The following is an 18,262-nucleotide window of genomic DNA, read 5'->3' as shown; positions in this document are numbered from 1 at the left end:
TCCAGCTTGACGCCGGCGTTCTTTCACCGCCATGGCTGCAAACTGACATCCCTTACATAAGCGATTATCGTGGTGCAGACGCTGTCCATGTCTTTCAGGACATCGTCGTTCCAAAAGCGCAACACACGAAAGCCTCTCGCCTCCAGTTCCGTTCTACGGGCATGGTCTGACTCTGAGTCCGCATGCTGACTCCCATCGATCTCGATGATGAGGAGTGATTCAAGACAAGCGAAATCGGCGACGTATTTTCCAACAGGAACTTGGCGCCGAAATTTGATCCGATCAAGCCTGCGGTCACGTAGTTCGTGCCACAGTTTGTCTTCCGCCTCCGTCATTTCACGTCGGAGCGAACGGGCAAAGTTTCGTTTGGCAGGAGCGACGGGCTGATGTGGCATGACGTTAGATTAACCAACGTCTCACTCCGCTGGAACACCCCTCATCCGTCTCGGCGCTTCGCGCCGATCCACCTTCTCCCACAAGGGGAGAAGGCAACGACGCGTCGGCCCCCAATCACGAAGCGGTGAACCATGTAACGAAGCCTCTGGCAGCGGCGAAGTGTGGGAAGAACTCGCCGCAACGGAGACCCACGATGACTGGACTTAACCCAAAACGCAGCGCGATGCTGGCCGCCGCAGGCGCGGCGCTGATGATGCTTGGCGGCACCGCCTTCGCCCAGCCGCTCACCGTGGTCGAATTGTTCACCAGCCAGGGCTGTTCGTCCTGCCCGCCGGCAAATGCCAATCTGATCAAGGTCAAGGACCAGCCGGGCGTTCTGGCGCTGTCGTTCAACGTTACCTACTGGGACTATCTCGGCTGGAAGGACATTTTCGGCCGCGAGGAATTTACCCAGCGCCAGGTGCGCTATGAGCCGTCGCTCGGCCGCTCCGGCCCGTTCACGCCGCAGGTGGTGGTCAATGGCGGTGCCGATGCGGTGGGCGCGGCATCAGGCGAGATCGAGCAGCTGATTTCCGCGAATGGCCGCACGAAGGGGCCGACGCTGTCGCTCGACGGCGGCAAGATCAGCATCGGCGCCGGCAAGGCTCCGGGCGGAAAGGCCGATGTCTGGCTGGTCCGCTACAACAAGGGCGTCGTCGAAGTGCCGGTGGCGCGCGGCGAGAATACCGGCCGCACGCTGCCGCATGCCAATGTCGTGCACTCGCTGGAGAAACTCGGCAGCTGGAGCAGCGATGCCACCACGCTGCCATTGCCGGCAGCCTCCGGCGGCTTGAGCACCGCCGTGCTGGTCCAGTCGCCGGGCGGTGGACCGATCCTGGCTGCAGCCGCCGACTGATTTTCTTTTCTACGCAACGCCGCTAGCGCGGCATAACCGGGCTCGCATCCGCGCGCCCTCTTCAAGGAGGAAATACCATCATGACCAAGACCCTTACCGTGCTCGCTTTTGCGCTTTCGATGATCGGCTTCGCCGCCGGCGCCCGTGCCGACGAAGCGACCAACGCCATGAAGCCGGCGATGGTAACCGATGCGATGAAGCCCGCGACCGATGCCATGGCGCCGGCGACCGATGCCATCAAGCCAGCCGACCCAATGGCGACGAATGCGATGAAACCCGCCGCCGACGCCATGAAGCCGGCCGATGCCATGAAACCCGCAACGGATGCGATGAAGCCGGCGGACGCCATGGCGCCCGCGCAATAAGGCTGGGTCCCATGGCCCGGCCGCACAGTGGCCGGGCCGGCGCACGGCAATTTGAGAAACCAGGCGGGACGTTCTGTCGTATAGTCTTCGCCACCATCAAGGAGATCAGACATGACCGGGATTGCAAGGACGAGAACGCCGATCTTCAAGAGCGCGCTTGCCGCGCTCATCGTCGCCGCCGCCGCGGCCGCCTTCTGGCAGAGCCCTGCGCGCTCGGCCGAGGACGCGGTGGTGATCCCGCCGCCGGCAATGGACGAGAAGGCCGCCAGCGGCAGCGAGAAGGCTATCTTCGCCGGCGGCTGCTTCTGGGGCGTGCAGGGCGTGTTCCAGCACGTCAAGGGCGTGACCAAGGCCGTCTCCGGCTACACCGGCGGCGCCAAGGATGACGCCGTCTACGAAACGGTGGGCAGCGGCCGCACCGGCCACGCCGAATCGGTCGAGATCACCTACGATCCGTCCAAGGTGACCTACGGCCAGCTGCTGCAGGTCTATTTCTCGGTCGCCCACAACCCGACGCAGCTGAACTATCAAGGGCCGGACTCGGGCACCCAGTACCGCTCGACCATCTTTGCCGAGAATGGCGAGCAGCAGAAGATCGCCCAGAGCTACATCGCCCAGCTCGACCAGGCGAAGGTGTTTGCCAAGCCGATCGTCACCACGTTGGAGACGGGCAAAACCTTCTATCCGGCCGAGGAATATCACCAGGACTTTCTGACGCTGAACCCGACCTACCCCTACATCGTCTACAACGACCTGCCCAAGGTGGCGAATTTGAAGGCGCTGTTCCCGGGGTTGTATAGCGAGAAGCCGGTGCTGGTGCTGGCGGGGAAGAGCTGAGCACCTAATCTCCCCCCTCGAGGGGGAGATGTCGCCGGAGGCGACAGAGGGGGTCGGTCCGACCGGACGCGACCTCCTGCGGCAGAAGAAGGTTAGCGCTCCACGCGCGGCGACCCCCTCTGGCCTGCCGGCCATCTCCCCCTCAAGGGGGGAGATCAGCTCCCCTCAATCATACGTCAGATCCGTCGCCTTCCCGCCGAACACCCGATACGCATAGAACGAATAGAAGATGATCACCGGCAACACGACGACCGTGCCGGCGAGGATGATGGCCAGGCTTTCCGTCGCCGACGCCGCCTGCCAGATGGTCAGCCTCTCGGGCACCACGAAGGGGTAGAACGACCATGCAAGCCCGGCAAAGCCGAGCGCGAAGATGGCGGCGAGCGTCAGGAACGGCCGCAGCGCATGGCGGTCGTCGGGCTTGGGCAGGTGGAAGGTCTGCCGCCACAGCCACAGGAACAGCAGCGCCGACAGGATCGGCAGTGGCGACAGATAGAGCATTTCGGGCCAGACGAACCATTTGGCGAAGATGCGCGGGCTGGCGAATGGGGTCGCCAGCGACACCGCCGCCATGCCGAGCGCGGTCAGCACCAGGGCCGTGCGCAGCCAGGCCACCGCCTTCCTCTGCAATTCGCCCTCGGTCTTGTAGATGACCCAGGCCGCGCCCATCGCTGCATAGGCCGCCGACAGGCAGAGCGCCACCAGCGCCCCGAAAGCGATGCCGCCAAAACCGACATCGAGGCCAAGCACATAGACGCCGAGCATATAGCCTTGCGCCAGCGAGGCGATGACGGAACCGAGGAAGAAAATGCGGTTCCAGCGATGCTTCTTGCCGGCGGGCACCTTGGCGCGGAAATCGAAGGCGACGCCGCGCAGGATGAGGCCGACTAAAAGCACGAAGACCGGAATGTATAGCGCGGTGAGGATGACGCCATGCGCCAGCGGAAAGGCGACCAGGAGCAGGCCGACGGCCAGCACCAGCCAGGTCTCGTTGGCGTCCCAGAAAGGGCCTATTGCCGCGATCATGGTGTCCTGCTCGGCATCTTCGGCGACCGAGAACAGGATGCCGATGCCGAGATCGAAACCGTCGAGAATGACGTAGATCAGGATGGCGAGGCCCATCAGGCCGGCGAAGATCAGGGGCAGCGCGGTTGGCCAGTCGAAGGTCATCGGTCTGTCATCCCTCTCATCAACGGTTCTGCCCTTCGCTATGGCTCCGGGCGTTCGTCATTCGAAAAGCCAAATCGTTGGCTTTTCGTCCGCTACGCGGACCATTCCTCACTCTCCCGCGGCCGGTTGCGACATCGCCGTCTTCATGACGCCCGGGAGCGGCGAGGTATCGCCGTCCTTGGCGGCCTTCAGCGCCAGGTGCACCAGCACGCCGAGATAGGCGATCAACAGCAGCACATAGAGGATGAGATAGATGGCGAGCGTCAGCGCGACATGGCTGCCGGCGACCGGGCCGATAGCGTCGGCGGTTTTCAGCACGCCGGTGACCAGCCAGGGCTGGCGGCCGATTTCGGTGGTGTACCAGCCGGCCAGTGTCGCCAGCCAGCCCGACAGCGCCATCGGCACCATCAGCATGGCCAGCGGCCTCGGCAGGCTGTGGCGGCGCTTGAGGAAGAAGGTCGCCGACCACGAGACGATGAGCATCAAAATGCCGGTGCCGACCATGATGCGGAAGCCCCAGAACACCGGGAACACCGGCGGGTGCAGGCCGGGATAGTCGTTGAGCCCCGGCACGATACCGCTGGTGGAATGGCGCAACACCAGGCTGGCGCCGTCGGGAATGGCGATCTCGAATTTGTTTTCCTTCGCCGCCTCGTCGGGCAGCGCAAACAGCACCAGCGGCACGTTGGGGCCGGTGTTCCAGTTCGCCTCCATGGCGGCGATCTTCTGCGGCTGGTGCTCCAGCGTGTTCAGCCCGTGCTGGTCGCCGGCGAAGATCTGGATCGGGATCAGGATGGCGGCGGTGAAGACGCCGGTGCGCAGCGCCTTCCACATCGATTCCGACCGGTCGCCGGTGAGGTAGCGCAGCGCCGACAGGCCGGCGATCAGGAACGACACCGTCAGGCCGGAGGCAAGCAGCATATGCGTCAGACGGTAGGGCATGGACGGGTTGAAGACGATCGCCCACCAGTCGACGGGATGCGCCTTGCCGTCGATCATCTCGAAGCCGGCCGGCGTCTGCATCCAGGAGTTCAGCGCGATGATCCAGAAGGCCGACAGCGTGGTGCCGCCGGCGACCAATACCGTCGCCAGCGTGTGGACGCGGTTGGAGACGCGGCGGAAGCCGAACAGCATGATGCCGAGGAAGGCCGCTTCGAGGAAGAAGGCGGTGAGGATCTCGTAGGCAAGCAGCGGCCCGGCGATGTTGCCGACCTTTTCCATATAGCCCGGCCAGTTGGTGCCGAACTGGAAGCTCATGGTGACGCCGGAGACCACGCCCATGGCGAAGGACAGCGCGAACACTTTCACCCAGGTGAAATAGGCGCGCATCCAGGCGGAATCATTGGTGGCGTTGTAGCGGAGCTTGAAGAACAGCAGCACCCAGCCAAGCGCAATCGTGATGGTCGGAAACAGGATGTGGAACGAGATATTCGCCCCGAACTGCATTCGCGACAGGATGAGCGGGTCCATGCGGGCTCCGGCTGCTGTTGTTGGCGCAGAATAGGCGGCGGATGCGGTCCGGTCAAAGCGGCTTGGCGTCACGCGGGGCGCGTTGTCGCAGCAGATGGGATCAATCCGTCAGTGCCCCGATACCCCCATGACGAAACGGCAAAAGGGGAACGTTTGTCCACAATTGTCAGCAGCGGCATTGACTTCGCGCCGTGCGCACCGACATTCAGCGCAATAATAATCCCCGCCTCTTTCAAACAGTCGTTTTCGGCCTCATGTCTTCCACTAATTTGCCTTCCATCATTTCGATTTCCGGGGTCACCAAGACCTACGCCACCGGCTTCAAGGCGCTGAAGGAAATCAACCTCGACATCGAACGCGGCGAGATTTTCGCGCTGCTGGGGCCGAACGGCGCCGGCAAGACGACGCTCATCTCGATCGTCTGCGGCATCGTCAACCGTTCGTCGGGAACGGTGACCGTCGACGGCCACGACATCAACCGAGACTACCGCGCCGCGCGCAGCCTGATCGGGCTGGTGCCGCAGGAGCTGACCATCGACGCGTTCGAGAGCGTCTGGGCAACCGTAACCTACAGCCGCGGCCTGTTTGGCAAGGCGCCCAATCCGGGCTTCGTCGAAAAGGTGCTGCGCGACCTGTCGTTGTGGGACAAGAAGGACGCCAAGGCGATCACGCTGTCGGGCGGCATGAAGCGGCGGCTGATGATTGCAAAGGCGCTGTCGCATGAGCCGCGCATCCTGTTCCTCGACGAACCCACGGCCGGCGTCGACGTCGAACTGCGCCAGGACATGTGGGCGATGGTGCGGCGGCTGCGCGACGATGGCGTCACCATCATCCTCACCACGCACTATATCGAAGAGGCCGAGGCGATGGCCGACCGTGTCGGTGTCATCAACCGCGGCGAGATCATCCTGGTGGAGGGCAAGGCCGAACTGATGCGCAAGCTCGGCCGCAAGCGCCTGATCGTCGAATTGCGCAACCCGCTCACCGCCATTCCCGATGCATTCTCGCACTACGCCTTGGAGCTGTCGGGCGATGGCACACAGCTGACCTACACCTATGACAACCAGAGCGAACGCCCCGGCGTCGCATCGCTGCTGCGCGAACTCGAGACGGCCGGCATCCAGTTTCGCGACATGGACACGCAAAACAGCTCGCTCGAGGAGATCTTCGTCAATCTGTTGAGGCAAGAGCCATGAATTGGCGAGCAGTATGGGCGATCTACCGGGTCGAGATGGCGCGTGCGTTCCGCACCGTGCTGCAGAGCATCGTCTCGCCGGTGATCTCGACATCGCTTTATTTCGTCGTCTTCGGCTCGGCCATCGGCTCGCGCATCACCGAGATTGACGGCATCAGCTACGGCGCCTTCATCGTGCCCGGCCTGATCATGCTGTCGCTGTTGACGCAGTCGATCTCCAACGCCTCCTTTGCCATCTATTTCCCGAAATTCGTCGGCTCTATCTACGAGCTCTTGTCGGCGCCGGTGTCGTATCTGGAGATCGTCATCGCCTATGTCGGCGGCGCCGCGACCAAGTCGATCATCCTCGGCTTGATCATCCTGGCGACGGCCTCGCTGTTCGTGCCGCTCACCATCCAGCATCCGTTCTGGATGCTGGCCTTCCTTGTCTTGACGGCGGTGACCTTCAGCCTGTTCGGCTTCATCATCGGCATCTGGGCGAAAAGCTTCGAGCAATTGCAGCTGGTGCCGCTGTTGATCATCACGCCGCTGACCTTCCTCGGCGGCAGCTTCTATTCGATCAACATGCTGCCCGAGACCTGGCGCACGGTGACGCTGTTCAACCCGGTCGTCTACCTGATCAGCGGTTTCCGCTGGAGCTTTTACGGCAAGTCCGATGTCTCGGTCGCCGTCAGCCTGGGCATGACGACGGTGTTCCTCGCCATCTGCATCGCCATCGTCGCCTGGATCTTCCGCACCGGCTACCGGCTGCGCAACTGACCCTGCCGCTCTAAAGCGCGTCGCGTTTGAACGGACTCAGGCGACGCGCATTAGGTCTTTGTTCTTATGCATGTCGTTTGCTCAAAACCGGGACCACTTTTGAGCAACATGCAAATGGGCGATCGCCCGTGCGCCGGTCAAATCAACAGTTTTGCTGGGGGCAAATTGGCCACGTTGGCCGCCACGCTTCTTGCTAGATCGCCTTGATGAGGCGCAGCAACCCCAGCATCTCGATCAGCCTGCCCTCGCGGAAGGCGATGTAGGTCGGTTCTTCGACGCCATGGAAGCGGCGCTTGAACGCCGCCTGGCCCTTGAGGTTGAACTTGCTGCGGTTGACCCAGGGCGACTCATAGGCCCGCTCGAAGGCGTTGCGCCAGAAGCTCGATTCGGCAAAGCTGTTGGCTCCGACATCGAGCATCGGCGACAGGCCGAGCGTGACGACCGAAATGCCCTCATTGCGAAAGCGGTCGACGGCGAATTTGGTCAGCCCGATTTCGGCATGCGGCGAGGCATCGATGTGCTTGCGCTTGAACGAGGTGGTGTAGCCGATCACCATGCCGCCGCTGAACATCGGATCGAAATCGAGCAAGGCGACGAGCTCGCCTTCCGGGCTGTAGAGCACGAAACGGCGCATATCGATGCCGAGATGATCGGCAAAGGGCCTGTTGAGGAAGGCCATCTCCCAGCGCTTGACGATGCGGTCGGCCCGCCAGTTCTGCGACAGGCGCTGGACCTCGTCGAGATAGACCGCTCCTTCGCCAAAGGAAAACCCCTTCTTCAAGAGCCAGCGTTCGGAATAGCGCACGCTTTCGTTGCGCTTGCCGGAAAAATCGTGAGCCGGCAGCTCCAGCCGCGTGTCGACGCCGAGGCGGTTGACCTGGTAGCCGAGCCCGGCCAGAACGCGCGCCGTCGGTTCGCCGATCTGCACGAACCACGGGCTGTCGGCGGCTTCGACAAAGCGCCTGATATAGTCGGGCCGATCGGCCGGATGGGCCACCGGGTCACCGAGCGCGAAATGGTGCTTCATCTTGGTGCCGAAGGCGATGTAGCCGTCGGCGTCGCCGAAATAGGACAGTTTTTGCTGCACGGCGGTCGAATAGGCCAGCGAGAAGTCGCCGTGCCGGCGGACAAGCGCCAGCCGCTCGACATGCGAAAAATCCTGGCGCGGCACCTTGGCTGCGGCGCCCTCCAGCAGTCTGTCAAGAAAGATACGCAAGGAGGGCATGGTCGAGCTTCCGCGTGCCGATGATAAACAGGCTTGCCCCCAAGGCCTCGAATCAGTCGCATTGACGCGACCTCATTATCGATCATATCGCCCCTGTGCCATATGGGACGTGCCATATAGGACGGGTCCCCATGGCGCACCTGAAAGGGAATCTCGACCGAATGGCGGCTACGACAAGCGAAACGATGCCTATCGTCCTGGGGCCGAAAGGACTCGACGACACGGTTATCGTCATCGGCGCCGGAGCGGCGGGGCTGGCGGCCGCCGACGCGCTTGGCCGGCGCGGCGTGCGGGTCGTCGTGCTTGAAAAGGAGCCGCGGATCGCCGAACCGTGGCGACGGCGGCACGAGAAGCTGACCCTCAACACGCATCGCGCGCTATCGGCCCTGCCCGGCCTTGCCTATCCGCCACGCACCGCCACCTTTCCGAACAAGGATGCCATCGTCGGTTATCTCGAGGATTTTGCCCGCGCGCGCGGCATAAGGGTCGAATTCGGCACCGCCGTCGAGCGGATCGAACGCAGAGGCAATGGCTGGCTCGTCCATACGGGCCGGGAAACGCTGAGCGCCCGCAATGTCATCGTCGCCACCGGCCGCGACCGCTTGCCATGGACGCCGGACTGGCAAGGCAAGGCGACTTTCACCGGCAAACTTGTCCACGCCGCCGATTTCGGCACAGCACAGGACTATGTGGGCAAAAGCGTGCTGGTGGTCGGAGCCGGAAATTCCGGCTTCGACGTGCTCAACCACCTCGCCCGCGCCGACACCAAGGCCATCTGCTTGTCAGCCAGGCAGGGTCCGTCGCTGATGCCGAAACGGATCGGCAAGGTCGCCGTGGCGCGCTTCGGCGGTTTCATGGCGATGCTGCCGACGTGGATTGCCGATGCCGCGATTGCCGCGACGCAGCGGCTGGTGTTCGGCGACCTCGCCCGCTTCGGCCTGCCGCCGGCGCCGAAAGGCGGCGCCAGCCGGCTCGGCGTCGAGCAGATCGCTATCGCCGTCGACGACGGCGCCGTCGCAGCGCTGAAGGCCGGACGGATTTCGGTGGTGGCGCCGGTGGCGGCTTTCGAAGGCGCCGGCGTGCGGCTGAACGACGGCACGGTGCTCGAGCCGGATGTGGTGATCGCGGCAACCGGCTATCGCACCGGCCTGGAGGCCATGCTGGGCGATCTCGGCGTGCTCGACGCCAAGGGCGTGCCGAAGGCCAATGGCGGCACCCCGAGCGGCCAGCCCGGCCTGTGGTTCATCGGCATGCGGCCAAGCCTGACCAGCTATTTTCACAGCGCCGCCCTGCAGGCCGAAGCGATTGCCCGTCAGATCGCCAAGGGGTTGTAGACGCTGCGGTGCGCTTGGTCCGACACATCTGCATGGCGGGATCGTATATTTTGGCGGTTAGCCGAAGCGCCCTGTCCCTTCGTCATTCTCGGGTCTTCGCGACGCCGCTGCGCGGCTGCTTCGCCAGTGGGATGACGAAGCTGAGAGCTTGCGGCCAATCTCCCATCGCAGGCGCTTGTATCCACTTCATGTCTTCTTATATAACATGTTATCAAAATTGGACAAACCGACCATGGAAGACATCATTCGATCCCTTGGCTACCTCACCCTCGGCAGCAGGCTGAAGCGTATCGGCGAGCAGTTGCAGGCCGATACGCAGCGCATGCTCGATGGGCTGGAGGTGCCGGTGCAGTCCAGCCAGTATCCTCTGCTGGCCGCGCTGGACCGGCTCGGGCCGCTGCCTGTCGGCGAGCTGGCGCAGTCACTGGGGATCACCCAGCCGGGGGTGACGCGCAGCGTGGCGCTGCTGGCCGAGTTGGGGCTGGTCGAGGCCGCGCCATCGAACGACGACCAGCGCCGCAGGATGATCTCGCTGACCGCCAACGGCCAGCGCCTGGTCGACAGGGCGAAGCGGGACGTTTGGCCGCGCATCGAGAACGCCGTTGCCGACTTGTGCAAAGGCCTTGCGGGGCCGCTTCTCGAACAACTCTCGGCAATAGAGGACGGCCTGGCGGCGGCCCCACTCGACCGTCGTGTGAAACAGGATGTCGCGCCATGAGCCATGTCCTCGATCGTCCGGTCTGGAGCGCGCTCGACACGCGGCATCGGATCTTTGCGTATGGCGACAGGCTCGCCAGGCGCTATCCCTCCTCGATCGTCCCCTTCGCGGCTTCCGGGGCAGACGACGCTGAGAGCCTGCAGGCGCTCGCAAGCCTCATTCCTGCAGGTGAGAGCGTGTTCATGCTCCAGGCGGACCCCATTGCCTTGCCGCCGGAACTGACCGCGACCGTGACCGCCTTCGGTGTTCAGATGGTTGCTGCGGCGCCATTGCCTGCCGTGTCGGACGAGCGTGTGCAGCAGCTGACGCAGGACGACGCGGCCGGGATGCTCGCTTTGGCGTCACTGACCAGGCCCGGCCCGTTCACGCTCAAGGCGCTGAGCCTCGGCGAGTTCTGGGGCGTGAAGATCGACGGCCGGCTGGCGGCGATGGCCGGCGAGCGCATGAAGCAGCCCGGCTACAGCGAACTCAGCGGCGTCTGCTCGCATCCCGAATTTCGCGGCAGCGGCCTCGGCCGGCTGCTGTCGGTGTTCGTGGCCAACCGAATTTTTGCGCGCGGCGAAGTTCCCTACCTGCATGCCTATGCCAGCAATGCCGGCGCGGTCCGGTTGTACGAGTCCATCGGCTTCAGGCTGAGGGCAGAGATGAATGTGGCCGTCGTGCAGCGCGCCGGATAGGCCGCCTTGCGGGCCTCAGGCTGATTTCGGCTCCAACCTGCGGAAACCCACGGTTTCCATAAGCATATCTTCCTCGACCATCCCGGCATTGTGCAGCGCAAGCAGGTTCAGCGCGATCTCCCGCGCCTCCGCCGAATCGGGATGCACGTCGCGCCTGCGGCAGGCTTCGTCGAACACGCGTTGCAGCCTGGCGATGTCGTCGGGTTTCAGCAGGCCACGGTCATAGACGGACTTTGGCATGGCACTCTCCTCCAGAAGAGGTAGGGCGCCATGTTTAAATGTCCATTCTTTTCCGGGGCTTGGGTGGGCAGCTGCCTGGGTTTGCGTTAATCCGGCCCGAGCGTTGCAATCAGACCGCGATCGTGCTGCCATTCATTCAGCCACCTCTCGTCATCGTCGGGCCTGTCTCGCCGCAGTCTGCTTGACGTGTCGGCGCGCTTGCGAAACAAGGGCTGCCACAAACGACAGCGAGGCACAAAAGTGAGTTTCTGGGGACTGGCGCAGCTCGTCGTTTCGACGGTGATCTTCCTGCTGGCGGCAATCGCGGCCAAGCAATGGGGGCTGGCGCCAAGCCTTGGCAAGATCGTGCTGACACTGGCGCTCTATACGGCGGGCAATCTGATGATGCTGCGGCTGGTTCGTGAGTTCGGCATGTCGGTGTCGTTCAGCCTGTCGGCGGTGATCCAGCTGGTGGCGGTCAATGTGGTGGCGCTGGTGTTCTTCGGCGAACGCGTCAATGCCTTGCAGGCGACCGGCATCGTGCTGGCCATCGCGGCGGTGGTGCTGATCTCGCTCGGGCCTTACCTGCAGGGGCGACTGTAATCCGATGAAGACCCCGCGTGCGTTCACCAACTGGCTTGAATTTCCGGTGCTGCTGGCCGGGCTGGTGATAGCCGCCGGGCTGTGGGGCTTCGAGGAACTGATGGAGGTGGCGCGGGCCACCACGCCGCACGCTTTCGATACTGAGATCCTGCTTGCTTTCCGAAAAGTGGGTCAGCCGGATGTTCCCGTCGGCCCGGCATGGCTGGAAGGCGCGATGCGCGACATCACCAGCCTCGGCAGCTCCAGCGTGCTGGTGCTGATCGTAACGGCGGTGATCGTCTACCTCCTGCTGATCCGTAGGCCGAGGACGGCGCTGCTGATCTTTGTCGCGGTGGCTGGCGGGCAGCTGCTGTCGACCTTGCTCAAGGCCGGCATCGACCGGCCGCGCCCCGATCTTGTCTCGCACCTGGCCAACGAGACGTCGCTGTCGTTTCCCAGCGGCCACGCCATGCTGTCGGCGGTGACCTATCTCACGCTGGGCTCGCTGGCAGCGCGCTTCCTGCCGGGACGAACGACGAAAATCTATGTCCTCAGCCTGGCGGTGCTGGTAACGCTGCTGGTCGGCGTCAGCCGCGTCTTTCTCGGCGTCCACTGGCCTTCCGACGTGCTGGCGGGATGGTGCGCCGGCTTCACCTGGGCGACGCTGTGCTGGCTGGCGGCGCGAATGCTGCAGCGGAACAAGGCGGTGGCCGGTGGCAACGAGCCCGAAGACTGACGATCCGGAGCGACATTCAAATCAGCCGGTTGATCAGCCCGTGTCCGCAGCCTGCCAGCAGAAAAACCGCCGACAGCAAGGCTGCCGACGTCGTCAAGGTCCTGAAAATCTTCAACTGATATTTCCCCGCCAATAAGAGCCAAGGCGGTTAACGTAGCATGCTCATCCCGTATCCCGCCATCCGGCTTTGTGGAGAGATCATGTTTCATGTATGCTTTATGATGGTTGAAACATCACTATGATTGTATTACACGTCGTCTCCGCAGACTCAGACGGGGGTTCCGACCGATGATCACTGCCGCCCAGATGCGCGCCGCGAGGGCGCTGGCCGGCATCGATCAGAAGACGCTCGCCGAGCGTGCCGGCGTTTCGCTTCCGACGATCCAGCGCATGGAAGCGAGTGACGGCGTGGTCAGGGGTGTGGTCGATACGCTGATGAAGGTTATCCAGGCTCTCGACGAGGCCGGGGTGGAGCTCATCGGCGAGAACCAGACCAGCGAGCGCGGCGGCCGGGGCGTGCGCCTCAAGTCGGTCGCGCCGCCGAACCCGCAAGGCTGAGCCGGCATATAGTCGCGACGGCGACCGCCGACAGTCCTGCCGACGATCCCGCCGCCTTCACGCAAGCGGAAGGCAGTCCATGGATCAGATCCGGCGGGCAGTGCATCAACCGGCCCAGAAGTCGGCAAAGCCGACATTTTCAGAGCTGTTCACGCCCAAGCTGGTGACGGTCTGGCGCGAAGGTTACCGCCTGCCGCAGTTCAAGGCCGACTTCATGGCCGGGCTGACCGTCGCTATTGTCGCGTTGCCGCTGTCGATGGCGATTGCGATTGCTTCGGGCGTGACGCCGGAGCGCGGCCTGTTCACCGCCATTGTCGGCGGCTTCATCGTCTCGGCGCTCGGCGGCAGCCGCTTCCAGATCGGCGGCCCGGCCGGCGCCTTCATCGTGCTGGTGGCGGCGACGGTGCAGCGCGAAGGCGTCGACGGACTGCTGCTGGCGACGATGATGGCCGGCATCTTCCTGCTCGCCATCGGCTATCTCCGGCTCGGAACCTATATCAAATTCATCCCTTACCCGGTGACGGTCGGCTTCACCGCCGGCATCTCGATCATCATCTTCTCCGGCCAGATCGTCGAACTGTTCGGGCTGAGGCTTGCCGGGCCGGAGCCCGGGCCGCTGCTGCCGAAACTGATGGCGATCGGCCACGCGGCCGGCACGCTCAACATCTCGGCAACGCTGGTGGCGGCGTTGACCATCGCCACCATCGTCGGGGTGAAGCGCTGGCGGCCCGGCTGGCCGGGCATGCTGATCGCCGTCGGACTGGCCTCCCTTGTCGTGGCGATGCTTTCGCTGCCGGCGGAAACGATCGGCACCCGCTATGGCGGCATTCCGCGCAGCCTGCAATTTCCGGCGCTGCCTGTGTTCAGCCTCGACAAGGCGCTTGCGGTGCTGCCGGATGCGGTGGCTTTTGCGCTGCTCGGCGCCATCGAATCGCTGCTCTCGGCCGTGGTCGCCGATGGCATGACCGGGCGGCGTCACCGTTCCAATTGCGAACTGGTGGCGCAAGGCTTTGCCAACATCGCGTCTGCCCTGTTCGGCGGCATCTGCACCACCGGCACCATCGCCCGCACCGCCACCAATGTGCGGGCCGGCGCGCATGGGCCGGTTTCCGGCATGCTGCATTCGCTTTTTCTGCTGGTCTTCATGCTGGTGGCCGCACCGCTGGCCAGCTACATCCCGCTTGCCGCCCTTGCCGGGGTGCTGGCGGTTGTCTGCTGGAACATGTTCGAGAAGCAGGCCTTCGCCACATTGCTGCGCGCTTCGCGCGGCGACGCCCTGGTGCTGATGGCAACCTTCCTGATCGTCGTCTTCCGCGACCTCACCGAAGGCATCGTCGTCGGCTTCGCACTAGGCTCGATCCTGTTCATCGACCGCATGGCCAAGTCGATCGCCGTGGAGGCGGATTTGCCGCTGGTGCAGGACGATGTCGCCGACAGCAGCGGCCGCGCCTACGATGCAAGCGAGGCAAGCGACGCCGACACTGTCGTCTATCGCATCTCCGGCGCCTTCTTCTTCGGCGCCGCCTCGACTGTCGGCACGGTGCTCGACCGCATCGCCGACCAGCGCAAGAACTTCATCCTCGATTGTTCGGCGGTGCCCTTCTTCGATTCCACCGCGGCCAATGTCATCGAGGGCGCGGCGCACAAGGCGAAACGCGCCGGCGTGCGTTTCATCATCGCCGGCGCCTCGCCGCAGACGCGGCGCATGCTGATCAACCACGGCGTCAAGCGGCCGCTGGTGACCTTTGCCGCTTCGATCAAGGATGCGCGGGCGCAACTCAAAGCCGCGCCCGCTGGCTGAGCCGGCAAGTGTGCGCCGTCAGTCCAGGCTCAGCACCGCGATCTCACCTTCGTTCATCAGCGGCACGAAAATCCGCGTGCCATCTGTGCCGATATCGGCGCTGCCCGGCTTGAACTGCTCTACAGCCTCCGGCGCCTCGCCGACTTTGTACCGATAGAGCGTGCCGGTCATGAAGGCGGTGGCGTAGATGCTGTCGCCGATGGCGACGACGCCATCGAGGTCGGCAAAGTTTTGTGCGCCAGGCAGCGGCGTCACGGCTTTCGTCGCGAGATCGACCGACAGCAGGCCCCCGGGCGCGGCAGTGCTGAAGTCCGGCTTGATGCCCTTGCCCCAGGACGCCACGATCAGCCGATCGCGATCGGCAAAGATGCCGTTGGGTGCGGCGAGCTTCGCATCCTTCACGAACAGTTCCGGCTTGTCGCCGTCAATGCGGTAGATCGCATCGGCAAGCATGTCGGTGACATAAACCTTGCCCGAACTGTCCGATGTCACGTCATTGAGGAAAACGGCGCCGGGCACATCGATGGTCGAGATGAGCTTGCCGCTGGCGAGATCGACGATGCGCACCTTGGTGATATCGGCGACGTAGAGCTTGCCGCCGGAGATCGCCGAGCCTTTTGGTGCATCCATGCCGTCGGTCCAGTGCTGGCTAATGATCTTGCCGTCCAGCGACAGCACCGAGAGATAGCCGTTGCCGTCGGCCTCCCCGGGATTGCCGACGATGTTGGAGACGATGATGCGATTGTTGGCGGCGTCGAACAGCGCCGATTCCGGTTGCTCGAAGCCCGAGGCGCGCCAGAGTTCGGCGGCCTCGGCCGCAGATGCGAGCGCGATACCGAAGGCGGCGACGCAAATCGAGGTGATGAGGGTTTTCATGGCCAGGTCTCCTGTGATGGATGGCGGAGAGCTAGGAGTTTCGATACTTTTCCGGAAGGACGATTCGAGCTAGTATTGGAATCCGATACGAAATGGCGCAAAAGAGGTGCATTCCATGAACGGCCTGATCTTCGAGGCGCTGAAGCGGACGCTGAAGGCCAAGGGCGTCACCTATCGTGAGCTTGCCGGGCGGATGGGCGTTTCCGAGCCGACGGTGAAGCGCATCTTCCACGAGCGCAACTGCAAGCTCGACCGTCTCGTCGGGATCTGCGCTGCCGCCGGCGTCGAGCTGGAAAACGTGCTGGGGTCGATGAACCGGGGGCCGGGACCGGTCAACCGCATCGCGCCGGAGGTCGAGCGCAAGCTTGCCGGACGGCCGGCGTTGCTGTTCATCTTCGTCATGCTATCGGAGAAATTCACGCCCGAGGGCGTCATGCGCTCGCAGGGCTTGAGCGAAGCGTCGATGTTCCTCTACCTGCGCGATCTCGAAGCGCTCGGCCTCATTGCGCTGGGCAGCGGGCTGTCGGCACGGCTGCTGGTCGACACACCGATCCAGTGGAATTTCGAAGGGCCGCTCAGGCCGCTGTTCGAGATGACAAACAAGAATTTCATCGGCTGGGCGATCACCCATCTGGAGCGGGAAGCGACCTTCGTCTCTTTCTCCAGGCGGATGCGGCCGGATACGGCGGAGATGGTGAAGCGCGAGGCGGAGGAACTGGCCGAGCGCGCCAAACTGCTCGCCCATCACGACCAGCACACGACGCCGGAAGACGGGCTGACCGGCTACAAATGGACGTTTGCTTTTGGCGCAACCCCGTTTCCGGCGATCATGCCGATCGGCCCGCACCCCAGGGATGCCGGTGCGTCCGACCGGCCCACCGCTCCGGCAAAGGGACGCCGCCCGTTGCCGGCTTGACGCGCCAGCCGCGTTTCAAAAACGAAACCATGATAGAGTTCGCGCGCTGATTTGCCTGACTGTACGGGGCGGGTTTGCCGAATGCGTGACCGTCCCCGCAAAATCGAAGTGATCCTATGCAGACCGCGCCAACACTTGAACTTCGCCGCTATTCGCGCCTGAAAAATTTGCGGGAGCGCGCAGAACGCCAGGGTGCTGCATTGCAGTTCTGGGCGCGCACGGCATCGCTCGCCGTGATCTCCTGCTTCTTTTCCTTGATCAGCCGCTGGGATGCCTCGCTGCTCTTCGTGCTGGCGGGCCTCGCGCTGTTCCAACTCGTCGGCCTGATCCAGTTTCGCTTTGCGCGCCGTCGCAACGCGCCATGGTGGATCGGTTACCTCGTGGGTACGCTGGACATCATTCTGTTGACCGTTCTGCTGGTAACGCCCAACCCGTTTTCCCTCGAGGTCGCGCCGGCCGCGATGCAACTGCGCGAGGGCAGCTTCAAATTCCTGCTGATTTTCGTATGCCTTGGCGCGCTGACCCTTTCGACACGATTGGCGCTCTATCTCGGCGCGCTCGCGGCCTTGACGTGGACGATCGGGGTGGGATGGGTGGTTTTTCATGCGGGAACCGTCATTCCGGCAACGAACCTCTATTCGCTGCCGATGACAGAGCGACTGAATCTCTATCTCAACCCCAATTTCGTCGATACGTTCGCGCAGGCGACCAATGTGTTGGTTGTCCTGATTATCGGCGCGATCATGGCGCTGGTCGTCTCCCGTTCCCGGCATCTGTCGGAAGACTATGTCAAGGCAGAGCGCGCCCGCGCCAATCTCGCCCGGCATTTTTCGCCCAATGTCGTCGACCAGCTCGCCTCGGATGACGAGCCCTTCGGTCCGGTCCGCCGGCAGGATATCGCGGTGCTGTTCGCCGACATCGTCGGCTTCACACACTATTCCGAGGATCATCCGGCCGAAGCCGTGTTCGAACTGCTGCGTCAGTTCCACCGTCGCATGGAGCAGGTCGTTTTCGACCACCATGGCACCGTCGACAACTATATCGGCGATTGCATCATGGCGACCTTCGGGGTTCCGCAAGCCAGCCATGACGACGCAACCCGGGCCATCCGGTGCGCTGAAGCGATGATCGCCGCTATCGAAGACTGGAATGTCCAGCGTGTGTCCAGGGGATATCCGCCGCTGGACGTTCGGATCGGTGCACAATATGGCGCCGTCGTCCTCGGCGCGGTCGGCAGCGAGCGCAACCTGTCCTTCGCGGTGGTGGGCGACACCGTCAACGTCGCCAGCCGTTTGCAGGCGCTCTGCCGTGAACTTCAGGCGAATATTTGCTTTGGGTCACGACTGGTTGAGGCCGCGAAGGCGGAATCGCCAACGACACGGTTGAATGCGCGCGATCATGGACCGGTTAGCATCCGCGGCCGGGACGAACCGGTCCATGTCTGGGTCGAACACAGGGCCGAAAACCAGGGCGCCATTGCGGTTTCGGCGTGATGCAGGCCGCCATGTGAGACGCCTGAACCTCATGACTCAG

The 18,262-nt window shown here is 63.6% G+C and carries 20 protein-coding genes; 14 read left to right on the top strand and 6 right to left on the bottom strand.

Features of this window, described 5'->3' with window-relative positions; all coding sequences use genetic code 11:
• Window positions 1–23: 23 nt before the first annotated feature.
• Window positions 24–395 (bottom strand): endonuclease domain-containing protein, encoded by a 372-nt coding sequence (locus NL532_RS03305; RefSeq protein ID WP_023703870.1) that lies wholly within the window; start codon window positions 393–395, stop codon window positions 24–26.
• A 194-nt stretch (window positions 396–589) separates the two neighbouring features.
• Between NL532_RS03305 and NL532_RS03300 the strand changes: the two genes are divergently transcribed.
• The 3 genes from NL532_RS03300 to msrA all read left to right on the top strand — a co-directional run bounded on the left by NL532_RS03300 (window position 590) and on the right by msrA (window position 2,493).
• The gene (locus tag NL532_RS03300; protein WP_286487879.1) at window positions 590–1,291 is read left to right on the top strand and encodes a DUF1223 domain-containing protein; all 702 of its coding nucleotides are present in this window, start codon (window positions 590–592) and stop codon (window positions 1,289–1,291) included.
• A gap of 80 nt (window positions 1,292–1,371) precedes the next feature.
• The gene (locus NL532_RS03295) at window positions 1,372–1,656 is read left to right on the top strand and encodes a hypothetical protein (protein WP_023825839.1); all 285 of its coding nucleotides are present in this window, start codon (window positions 1,372–1,374) and stop codon (window positions 1,654–1,656) included.
• Between the two features lie 111 nt (window positions 1,657–1,767).
• On the top strand, window positions 1,768–2,493 hold the full coding sequence (gene msrA / locus NL532_RS03290; protein ID WP_023825838.1) for a peptide-methionine (S)-S-oxide reductase MsrA: 726 nt from the start codon (window positions 1,768–1,770) through the stop codon (window positions 2,491–2,493).
• A 165-nt stretch (window positions 2,494–2,658) separates the two neighbouring features.
• Here the strand turns inward: msrA and NL532_RS03285 are convergent, their stop codons facing one another.
• Both NL532_RS03285 and NL532_RS03280 read right to left on the bottom strand, forming a co-directional pair.
• A complete protein-coding gene (locus NL532_RS03285; RefSeq protein ID WP_023710366.1) occupies window positions 2,659–3,663 on the bottom strand; it encodes a cytochrome d ubiquinol oxidase subunit II in 1,005 nt (334 codons plus the stop codon).
• Between the two features lie 108 nt (window positions 3,664–3,771).
• The gene (locus NL532_RS03280; protein WP_023825837.1) at window positions 3,772–5,133 is read right to left on the bottom strand and encodes a cytochrome ubiquinol oxidase subunit I; all 1,362 of its coding nucleotides are present in this window, start codon (window positions 5,131–5,133) and stop codon (window positions 3,772–3,774) included.
• A 269-nt stretch (window positions 5,134–5,402) separates the two neighbouring features.
• Here NL532_RS03280 and NL532_RS03275 point away from each other — a divergent pair, with 269 nt between their 5' ends.
• Both NL532_RS03275 and NL532_RS03270 read left to right on the top strand, forming a co-directional pair.
• Window positions 5,403–6,329 carry an ABC transporter ATP-binding protein gene (locus NL532_RS03275; RefSeq protein WP_023692970.1) on the top strand — a complete coding sequence of 309 codons (927 nt, stop codon included), beginning with the start codon at window positions 5,403–5,405 and terminating at the stop codon, window positions 6,327–6,329.
• Entirely contained in the window at window positions 6,326–7,087 is a 762-nt protein-coding gene (locus tag NL532_RS03270) for an ABC transporter permease (RefSeq protein ID WP_023703863.1), read from the top strand. Before NL532_RS03275 ends, NL532_RS03270 begins: the two co-directional genes overlap by 4 nt.
• Window positions 7,088–7,280: 193 nt before the next feature.
• On the opposite strand, the gene NL532_RS03265 is transcribed toward NL532_RS03270, so the two are convergent.
• On the bottom strand, window positions 7,281–8,312 hold the full coding sequence (locus tag NL532_RS03265) for a phosphatidylglycerol lysyltransferase domain-containing protein (protein ID WP_023825836.1): 1,032 nt from the start codon (window positions 8,310–8,312) through the stop codon (window positions 7,281–7,283).
• Window positions 8,313–8,497: 185 nt separating this feature from the next.
• On the opposite strand from NL532_RS03265, the gene NL532_RS03260 reads away from it, so the two are divergent.
• From NL532_RS03260 to NL532_RS03250, 3 genes are all read left to right on the top strand, one after another.
• A complete protein-coding gene (locus NL532_RS03260; protein ID WP_155922414.1) occupies window positions 8,498–9,646 on the top strand; it encodes a flavin-containing monooxygenase in 1,149 nt (382 codons plus the stop codon).
• A 232-nt stretch (window positions 9,647–9,878) separates the two neighbouring features.
• Complete coding sequence (locus NL532_RS03255; RefSeq protein ID WP_023825834.1) at window positions 9,879–10,364, top strand: MarR family winged helix-turn-helix transcriptional regulator; 486 nt, start codon at window positions 9,879–9,881, stop codon at window positions 10,362–10,364.
• On the top strand, window positions 10,361–11,041 hold the full coding sequence (locus NL532_RS03250) for a GNAT family N-acetyltransferase (protein WP_023710370.1): 681 nt from the start codon (window positions 10,361–10,363) through the stop codon (window positions 11,039–11,041). The genes NL532_RS03255 and NL532_RS03250 overlap by 4 nt, the downstream gene beginning before the upstream one ends.
• A gap of 15 nt (window positions 11,042–11,056) precedes the next feature.
• Here the strand turns inward: NL532_RS03250 and NL532_RS03245 are convergent, their stop codons facing one another.
• Window positions 11,057–11,281 (bottom strand): hypothetical protein, encoded by a 225-nt coding sequence (locus tag NL532_RS03245; protein WP_023673272.1) that lies wholly within the window; start codon window positions 11,279–11,281, stop codon window positions 11,057–11,059.
• A gap of 240 nt (window positions 11,282–11,521) precedes the next feature.
• Between NL532_RS03245 and NL532_RS03240 the strand changes: the two genes are divergently transcribed.
• The 4 genes from NL532_RS03240 (at window position 11,522) to NL532_RS03225 (ending at window position 14,937) form a co-directional block, all read left to right on the top strand.
• The gene (locus NL532_RS03240; protein WP_023673273.1) at window positions 11,522–11,863 is read left to right on the top strand and encodes a hypothetical protein; all 342 of its coding nucleotides are present in this window, start codon (window positions 11,522–11,524) and stop codon (window positions 11,861–11,863) included.
• A gap of 4 nt (window positions 11,864–11,867) precedes the next feature.
• Window positions 11,868–12,578 (top strand): phosphatase PAP2 family protein, encoded by a 711-nt coding sequence (locus NL532_RS03235; RefSeq protein WP_023825832.1) that lies wholly within the window; start codon window positions 11,868–11,870, stop codon window positions 12,576–12,578.
• Window positions 12,579–12,866: 288 nt separating this feature from the next.
• Window positions 12,867–13,136, top strand: coding sequence for a helix-turn-helix domain-containing protein (locus NL532_RS03230; RefSeq protein WP_023825831.1), 270 nt, complete (start codon window positions 12,867–12,869; stop codon window positions 13,134–13,136).
• 79 nt (window positions 13,137–13,215) lie between these two features.
• On the top strand, window positions 13,216–14,937 hold the full coding sequence (locus NL532_RS03225) for a SulP family inorganic anion transporter (protein WP_023828859.1): 1,722 nt from the start codon (window positions 13,216–13,218) through the stop codon (window positions 14,935–14,937).
• An 18-nt stretch (window positions 14,938–14,955) separates the two neighbouring features.
• On the opposite strand, the gene NL532_RS03220 is transcribed toward NL532_RS03225, so the two are convergent.
• Entirely contained in the window at window positions 14,956–15,813 is an 858-nt protein-coding gene (locus NL532_RS03220) for an SMP-30/gluconolactonase/LRE family protein (RefSeq protein WP_023828858.1), read from the bottom strand.
• Between the two features lie 115 nt (window positions 15,814–15,928).
• Here NL532_RS03220 and NL532_RS03215 point away from each other — a divergent pair, with 115 nt between their 5' ends.
• On the top strand, window positions 15,929–16,729 hold the full coding sequence (locus NL532_RS03215; RefSeq protein ID WP_023828857.1) for a helix-turn-helix domain-containing protein: 801 nt from the start codon (window positions 15,929–15,931) through the stop codon (window positions 16,727–16,729).
• A gap of 116 nt (window positions 16,730–16,845) precedes the next feature.
• Window positions 16,846–18,222, top strand: a complete 1,377-nt coding sequence (locus NL532_RS03210; RefSeq protein ID WP_023828856.1) for an adenylate/guanylate cyclase domain-containing protein — start codon at window positions 16,846–16,848, stop codon at window positions 18,220–18,222.
• The last annotated feature ends 40 nt before the right edge of the window (window positions 18,223–18,262 follow it).

Source organism: Mesorhizobium sp. C120A (genome assembly GCF_030323105.1).
Taxonomy (GTDB): domain Bacteria; phylum Pseudomonadota; class Alphaproteobacteria; order Rhizobiales; family Rhizobiaceae; genus Mesorhizobium.
Note: the sequence above shows the minus strand (reverse complement) of the source record. Positions and strands in the feature narration are given on the sequence as shown.